Source organism: Odoribacter sp., assembly GCF_985060555.1.
Genome location: NZ_CFKYFN010000084.1, coordinates 1 through 7,874, shown reverse-complemented (window position 1 = coordinate 7,874; position 7,874 = coordinate 1). Strand labels below are relative to the sequence as shown.

General features: G+C 37.8%; 11 protein-coding genes. 7 read left to right on the top strand and 4 right to left on the bottom strand.

Annotated features, from left to right (window positions below; all coding sequences use genetic code 11):
• Positions 1-70 precede the first annotated feature (70 nt).
• Genes AC5RDS_RS10810 through AC5RDS_RS10795 form a run of 4 tightly spaced genes read right to left on the bottom strand, consistent with a single transcriptional unit; the run spans position 71 to position 3,299 of the window.
• Entirely contained in the window at positions 71-256 is a 186-nt protein-coding gene (locus tag AC5RDS_RS10810) for a hypothetical protein (RefSeq protein WP_147347629.1), read from the bottom strand.
• Positions 253-1,278 (bottom strand): BF3164 family lipoprotein, encoded by a 1,026-nt coding sequence (locus AC5RDS_RS10805; protein WP_118102529.1) that lies wholly within the window; start codon positions 1,276-1,278, stop codon positions 253-255. The genes AC5RDS_RS10810 and AC5RDS_RS10805 overlap by 4 nt, the downstream gene beginning before the upstream one ends.
• Positions 1,279-1,285: 7 nt before the next feature.
• Positions 1,286-1,972, bottom strand: a complete 687-nt coding sequence (locus AC5RDS_RS10800; RefSeq protein WP_113028150.1) for a response regulator transcription factor — start codon at positions 1,970-1,972, stop codon at positions 1,286-1,288.
• A gap of 1 nt (position 1,973) precedes the next feature.
• On the bottom strand, positions 1,974-3,299 hold the full coding sequence (locus AC5RDS_RS10795) for a sensor histidine kinase (RefSeq protein ID WP_494222332.1): 1,326 nt from the start codon (positions 3,297-3,299) through the stop codon (positions 1,974-1,976).
• Positions 3,300-3,393: 94 nt separating this feature from the next.
• Between AC5RDS_RS10795 and AC5RDS_RS10790 the strand changes: the two genes are divergently transcribed.
• From AC5RDS_RS10790 to AC5RDS_RS10760, 7 genes are all read left to right on the top strand, one after another.
• Complete coding sequence (locus tag AC5RDS_RS10790) at positions 3,394-3,639, top strand: SH3 domain-containing protein (protein ID WP_022159587.1); 246 nt, start codon at positions 3,394-3,396, stop codon at positions 3,637-3,639.
• Between the two features lie 6 nt (positions 3,640-3,645).
• Positions 3,646-4,716 (top strand): BF3164 family lipoprotein, encoded by a 1,071-nt coding sequence (locus AC5RDS_RS10785; protein WP_118102533.1) that lies wholly within the window; start codon positions 3,646-3,648, stop codon positions 4,714-4,716.
• Positions 4,717-4,800: 84 nt separating this feature from the next.
• A complete protein-coding gene (locus AC5RDS_RS10780) occupies positions 4,801-5,220 on the top strand; it encodes a DUF1573 domain-containing protein (protein ID WP_022159589.1) in 420 nt (139 codons plus the stop codon).
• Positions 5,221-5,465: 245 nt separating this feature from the next.
• Positions 5,466-5,762, top strand: coding sequence for an NVEALA domain-containing protein (locus tag AC5RDS_RS10775; protein ID WP_118102535.1), 297 nt, complete (start codon positions 5,466-5,468; stop codon positions 5,760-5,762).
• An 11-nt stretch (positions 5,763-5,773) separates the two neighbouring features.
• A complete protein-coding gene (locus AC5RDS_RS10770; RefSeq protein ID WP_046405808.1) occupies positions 5,774-6,067 on the top strand; it encodes a hypothetical protein in 294 nt (97 codons plus the stop codon).
• Positions 6,068-6,125: 58 nt separating this feature from the next.
• Positions 6,126-7,169 (top strand): TolB-like 6-bladed beta-propeller domain-containing protein, encoded by a 1,044-nt coding sequence (locus AC5RDS_RS10765; RefSeq protein WP_147347631.1) that lies wholly within the window; start codon positions 6,126-6,128, stop codon positions 7,167-7,169.
• A gap of 3 nt (positions 7,170-7,172) precedes the next feature.
• On the top strand, positions 7,173-7,742 hold the full coding sequence (locus AC5RDS_RS10760) for a hypothetical protein (protein ID WP_046405806.1): 570 nt from the start codon (positions 7,173-7,175) through the stop codon (positions 7,740-7,742).
• Positions 7,743-7,874 lie beyond the last annotated feature (132 nt).

The window sequence follows — 7,874 nt, the reverse complement described above, 5'->3', positions numbered from 1 at the left end:
GACCTGTTACACGAGGATCTGTCACTTCTGAAAAATAATTAGAGGTATTCATTTTGCAATGATAAACTTTTTAGAGGAATTTTGGTGCGGTCGCCCTGCATACTGTATCTTTTCCCATCATCTTGCATGGCAATCCGGAGGGAAGTATCATTTCCCGATTATACCAGGCTAAAGTCATCCTTGCATCCTGTCCGAAAAAGTGGCAGGAGGTGAGGGTATACACAGTGAAAATAATCACTAGATACTTTATTTTCATAATTCAAATTTATACCGGTATAATTCCTCGTTACCTTTTAATCCGTATATATAATGATGCTTTTCATCCACTGTAAAATAGATGATATTGTCGGGGATCCGGATTCTAGCTATAGGGGCTCCTTTCCAATTGAATACGTGAATTTCAGTCTCTCCTTCCGCATGAGAAAATAAATCATCTTTCTTATTAACATAAAGCGCGTAGATATATTCCGAAAAAACTTGTAATGACGAATAATACAGAATAAAATCTGATTCCGGCAAGTGGGCTGTCTCAAAAATATCGATGGGAGGTTGATAAGACAGAGAAAAATTGGTTTTCATATCACTGGAAAATACATTTATTTGATTAAAAAACAACATATTGCCAGCAAACAAATCTTTCTCCGGATGCCTGGTTATTCCCATGCTCAATAAAGGCATAGGAATCGATTTCGGGATATAGGATTTCAAAAATTCATATTCCTGGATCGTTTGGCCGGTATGTTGATTTTGCACGGAAAGACAGATATTACCAGGGACATATTTTTGTAAAAGCACCATGGAGTCGTTTACTTGAAAATAACTACAATCTGAAGTAATCCGGAAAATGGTATCACATACAGTCCGGCCAATCCGGAGGGATTGGGTAATGTTTAATAATGCCCGTTTTTGTAAAGCCCCATCCGAGATCCATAGAACCAGATTGTCATCTTTAAAAAAATAATCCTGGGAAAATTGCACAGATAGAAACTCATCAGGGCCTCTGCCCTGAGAAAGGAATTTTCCCAAGTATTGCCAGTTATTAGTCGAATATATTTCGAAAAAATCATTATAACCACTCGCTTTAAAGGCAAACAAAAGGGTATCTATAACCATAAGATCGTTTATCCCTATAATTTCCAGATCTATCTTTTCACTTTCGGCAATTTGCGTGACCGGAAAGTCATAAATAATCGTATTATTTCCTGTAGATACGTTCGTATTGCCGTTATGACAAGAAGTAAAAATCAGGAATGCGACAAATAAAAAAAAGGTTTTCATAGACAAATCAAATATGTATATCCTCCTCCGTTTTCAGCCAATATCCATTACCTTTATCCAGTATAATTTTAACCTGATTTTCCCTCATCAGTAATTTTCTCAATTTCCGGATCACTTTATTCAACTGTGATTCGTAATTATAAGCCGTACTATTCCAACCGGCCAGTAAAAGGACTTCCCTGGGCGACAACCTATTTTTATTCTTGCACAGTATGGCAAATACCTTACTTTCGAGCATGGTCAATTTCTGCCGTTGTTCCCCAATACACAACTCAGCTTTAGCAAAATCATAAGTGATGTTATCCGTCAAACCGATCACCGAAGAGGCAGTTTTCCCAATCAACCGTTCCACCTGTTCTAATAGAAGAGCCACACTGTAATTCTTTACCAGATAGACCTGTGCTCCCTGACAAAGGCCAATTTTCAAATCCTTCTCCTCTGCCAGCGAACTATAGATCACGACAGGTGTCTGCAAATCGTTTACCCGAATCAACTGCAATACTTCGAGTCCCGATCGTTTCGGCATATTCACATCCAAAACGACAATATCCGGCCGATACTTTTTGTACTTCACCAAAGCTTCCTTCCCATCTACCGCCTCAATTACCTCCCAGCCTTTTGCTGTCATTTTCTCCTTCATTTCCAACCTCATCAACCGATCATCTTCCGCACACAATACTTTAATAATCGCCATTTTATTCTGCTTTTATCCGGACTTCAAACCGACTGCCTTTTCCCGGAGCACTTTCCACCCGGATCTCCCCTCCATAAGCATTCACCACTTTCTTAGCAAAAGCCAGTCCTAATCCAAAACCGGTTTTATTCTTTACTTTTTTATCTTTCACCCGGTAAAACTGTCGGAATATCCGTTTCAACACTCTTTCCGGCATCCCGATTCCCCGGTCTGTTACCGTCAGTACCCAATCCCAATTTTCCCGGTAAAAAACAACTTTCACCCAAGGTTCATCTCCACCATATTTAATAGCATTATCGACCAAATTGATCACAAGATAATTAAAATAAACCTGGTCGAGCAAGGGTTTCTCTTCTCCTGTTTCCACCTGAAATTCCAACCTCGCATACGGATACAATATTCTAAACATCTCTGCCACCATCCCGATTTCCTGAACGATATCCACCGAAACCCGCTCCACCTCCAACCGGCTGTTTTTCAAGGTCACCAACATGGTATCGGTAATCTCTGCCATTTTGCGGATGCGCACTTCCACCATTTTCAGTTTTTCTTCCTGTATCGCCGTCAATTCCCGGTTCTTCCGGTTCACAATTCCTTCTAATGCCGAAGTAACTGCAGCTAAAGGTTTCTTCAATTCATGTTCCAAATGGGCTATCCCCATGGTCTGCACATTTGCGCTTTGCCATGTCAGACGAATCGCTTTCCATAACCATACCAAACACCCGATAAAAGCAAAGAAAAACATCCCCTCCCCCACCAAATGCCAAATCATGGAACGGAAGATCAAAGGCAATTGAAAAACCGCTTCTATCCGGTGCCGGCAACGATAACCGGCTTCAACAGAAACGGTACGTATTTCTCCTTCGCAAACGCCTGTTACTTCCAAAACCTGCCCCACCGAATCCCGCAACAGGATGCCGGACAATCCATTCATACCTGTCTTTTCCAAATTCTTTCGATATAAAGAGTCCAATTGAAAAACATCAAAATTATGTTGCTCATATAAATAATCGTAAAAAACAGCTCTGCCCATTTCCCGAAACTGATCAACAAAAGATAAAGTAATTTCTCTAACCCTACAGCTATCCCCATAAACAAATGTCTTTTTATCTTCTTTTAGTCCGTAGCTGAAAGGAACTTTACATGTCATCCATTCCTCATCCAAAAATTCCTTAAACGAATCCCCCAGTCGGTCACCGGCTTCCTGCCTGAAGCGATTTATCTCCATTTTCCGGGTTTTATACAACCACCCTCCCTGACCGATCAACACACATATCAATAAACCAATACATAAAAAGAAAACTATCCTGATATTCCCTTTCATCATTTTTGTTTTGTCCGGTACGTTATAGAATGTTGAAACTTTTACAAAGATAAAATTCCCTTGTAAATTTGTTCTATAAATTTAAATAAAAATTAATATGCATAAAAAAAGAATCTTATTGACAGGAACGATAATTATTTTATCTGTTTTATTCCTGAATATCGTATTCTCGGACCGGTCAGCGAAAACCAGTCTGACGTTAGCCAATATCGAAGCGATGGCAGAACAAGAAAGCCCTGACGGCGAAAGAAAGGACCTGTGCCTCCAGGCCGGTTATATATGTGTCGGTATAGATAAAAATGGAATAGATGGAGAACATCACGGATTAATGAGAGGAGAGTAATACGATATGAAAAAGCTATCTTACCTTTTTATCGCCTTATTTATTTCCGCCTGCCAGGCAGAGCCGGATTTTACAGAAGAAGTTACCCCTTTGTTACATACCCGGGCGGGATCGTTGCAATTCGCCCAAACCGATAACCTGAATCTCGACGCCCTGGGGATCGTCCATCCCACCAAAATCGTCCGTAAAGATTCTTTGTATGTCATCCTAACCCCCCAAAGCGCTTATCGCTTTGCCATTTACAATCACCTTAACGGAACCCTGCATCATTTAGTACCGGCGGGAAGCGGCGAAGGCGAAGGGCACTGCTACCTGAACCTCCACCTCAACGGCAATATCGTTTCGGCATTGGATTTCAGCACCGGCCGTTTGGTTGAAATCGATCTCAACCATTGCACCGAAGCAGATTACCGCCCTGTGTTCACCTCCCTCACGACCCACGGTAAAACGCCGTTAGGAGCTGTCCGGGCCGGCAACCGGATTATTTCCACCGGAATTTATACCTCAGGCCGTTATTGCAGCACAAACCCGGCGGAAAACGAAGATATTTACAGCGTCGCTTATCCGGAATGCGCCCTGCCGTCCTTATCCGACAGCTTGAAAAGTATTTTCTACGCCAGCAATTGCCTGGCCCTTAACCGGCCCCAGACCCGTCTCGCCTGTGCCAATATGCAATACGGTTGTCTGGACCTCTGTGACATCCGGGAAGACCAGCTGATCCGGGTTAACGAAGTACACCTCAACCGGCCCGGAGTAAGTATCCGGCTGCAACGTCCCAAAGGCCGGAAAATGTGGTATCCGGTAGCCTACACCGACCATAATCTGTTCGGTTTCTGTGACTTGACCACTTCCGACGATTACATTTTTGCCCTCTATTCCGGACGTACCTACCGGCAATACCGGAATGATGTCGACAAAGGCCGCGTGATTCTGGTATTCGACTGGAACGGCTCACACGTCCGCACCTACCATCTATCGAATAGTTGCTCGTCCATCAGCTACGACCCGGTAACGGATGCGATTTATGCCCTGTCGCACGAAAAGGGGAAATGTGAAATTATTACCTTAAATTTATAAATTGGGTAGATTATAGAATGTTGCTTTTTTCATGAAACAAGAATTCATCTTTAAATTTGTTTTGAAAAATAAATATTCAATATAATGAAGAAATTCAACATTTTGCTCTTCATCACAGTAATAATACTTTTGCTCTTGTCCGGATGGTCTATTTTTCACCAGCCCGGCTACAGTAGTGAAGATCAGTTCGTCACTCCCACAAATATCCATTTTGAAAAGGATACCCTATCGTTAGGCTCAGTCAAATACGGGACAGAACAAAAAGCAGTATTTCGTTTTACAAACACCGGTACAGCTCCGCTATTGATCTACAATGTAGTGCCATCGTGCGACTGCACTGCTGTGAAATGGAAAAAACGCCCCATCAAACCGGGAGAATCAGGAGAGATCCAAACCGTATACAGCCCGAATTCACTCGGTATGTTTATTAAAAACATAGAGGTCCGCTGCAATGTGGCCGGACACAAAATCAACCTAAAGATACGTGGTAATGTAATCGAATAAATTTTCACGCGCGTGGTAAAAATTAACAATCCTTTCGATTATGCTATCATGAAAGTCAACTTGATTGTCTAACCCAGGAGAAAAAGGACGGAAAGCTGAACAGCATTTTCCAAATCAAATCAGCTTCCGTCCCGACACTCCCTCTAAAAAAGAAAGAGAGGTGCTAAATCTGAAAAAAATTAATAGTAAATTTTTATACTAAAAAAGAATTTGGAATATACAAATTTAAAATCAATCGACAACTAATGAAAGCTAAAAAAAAATATTATTTAATATTCATTTGTTTTATTAGTATTGCTATTACTAATATTTCAATAACAACTTCTTCAAACAGCAACTTTAATATAGTTCTAAATAATTTAGAGGCTATAGCAAGTTCTGGAGAAGGAAGTGGACCAAGTCTAAAAGAATTTTCTTGTTTTACCGGAGAAACAGGAAATCCAAAAGATATTTATTTACCTATAGAAAAGTATTGCGGAAACTGTAAATCTGCCCGTGTCGGATTACGAACAGGAACAGGACATTGTAAAAGTTTTGAATAAAAGAATTAATTATGATGAAATACAAAAAAATTTTTCTTTCAGTTACAATTCTAAGTATTATTACTATAAATTTAACTATTCCGTCCTATAATTCATTACCCACTGGAAGCCTCCAATTATCACAAATTGCATTTGCTAATGATACCGAAGGGGGAGATGGAGGTAATGATTTTAAAAAGTGTGAGCAAGGAAACGTCTCTTTTTTCCCCGCCCATGGTGCAATAGCTTGTTTATATTGTGGAGACTGTTTAGCTCATTGGGTATTTCCCACCTACGATGGTGATTGCAAATTATTTAATAAATAATCAACAATAAACTATGCTATATTTGTAAGTATAGCATAGTTTCAATAAACATAGAAAAATGAGAATAATAATATCATTATTAGTTATAGTTTTTTCTCTACATTCTTGCAAAGAAATACCGATCACTCCTTTAAATATTACAAAATCATTAACTTTGATCGGAGAGAAACAAGTTACAAATAATAGCTTTGGTTACAGTATTACCAAGGATTCTTTATTAATTATGATCGCTTATGGAGATGCTGATGAAAAATTCATTCATGTCTATGACACAGCTTTCAATTTTAAATTCAGTGTGGGCAACAAGGGTAAACTTTTTTCAGAATTCAATATGCCCCAATTTTTTAATACTAACTTTATCGACTGCCACGACTCCATTATTCACATATTTGACATTAATCTACTTCAAGAAAAATATTTCAACCTGACAAAATTCATACAAAATCCTCAGCCTGAAAAAGAAATAAAAGGACGATATTTACCTACTAAATTGTATTTTACCGATAATTTGAATATATTAAACGACTCTACTTTTGTCGGGAGAAGCATTGACATGAATTATGGATCTTTCTTTATATATAATAGTAGGAGTAAAGAAAAAAAATGGATAAAATTTAATCACAAATTCCGATATCCCGATAAAAAATATGAAGATCAATCTTACCTGAACTCCATTTGTGTTCACCCGCAAAAGAAAAAAATCATAGTAGCCTATCGTTATTTTGATCTCATCCAGTTGTACGATGATGAAGGTAAACTCTTACAAGAACACTGTTTTTCTAAAATCCAGAAACCTTTATTATCTACCGTAGCTTCCGGGATGGCACCAGAAGCCTCTTTTTATAATCTAAGCATTTGTGGTACAAACAAATATTGCTATATCTTAAGAGCAAATAAAACCGGAATACAATTGCAAAATCAGCCTCAGAAATTATCAGGACAATTAATTGTCATGGATTGGTCAGGAAATATTAAAAACATCTACCCTTGTCCGGAACTTCTCTATTCCATTTGTGTCGATGCCAATGATACCTATTTATTTGCCACAATAGATAATTATAATGACCTGGAATATTCTTTTATCAGAAAATACAAATTATAAAAAATGAAAACAACAACTATTATACTACTAATAGTATTAAACATAATTCTTATAATAAAATTTGAATATATAAAAAAGCAATTCAACAAGCAACAAAATAATGAATCATGGGAAAAGAATGAAATAGCTTATGCAACTTTTAAAAGTTATATATATGAGTACCAAAAAGTTTATATAAATAATATACAAGAAAATTCATTAGATACTCTTATTAATTCTAAATATAAATTATTTTTCAAAATACCAATTTCCTATTGTGATGCTTGTATAAGACCAATGTTAAAAGAATTAAAGTCAATAATCCCAAAAACCGATAAAAGAAAAATTATAATCATAACTTCATTCCCTACACAAAAGGAAGTACAAGATTTTATTAATAAAATGGAAATACACGATTTGGTTATACTAAATATGCCAGATAATGATTTCACTTTAAATACAAAAGAGTTAATCGGAGCTTATCTATTTCTCCTAAATAATGATTTAATAGCAAAAAAAGTCTTTTTTTGCTCTAAATTTAATACTTATTGCTATTCTTCTTATCTTATGGCTATTACGCAATATCTAGAATAAAATTTGGCAGTTATATACATATTTACACTAATGAACGTAGAATTATTCCGGTCCTTGTTCGTCTTCGGTATTCGTGTTCGGGGACGCGGTCGCTTCTGTCGGTCATCTAGCTTTTTCTTTCACTGACCGGCG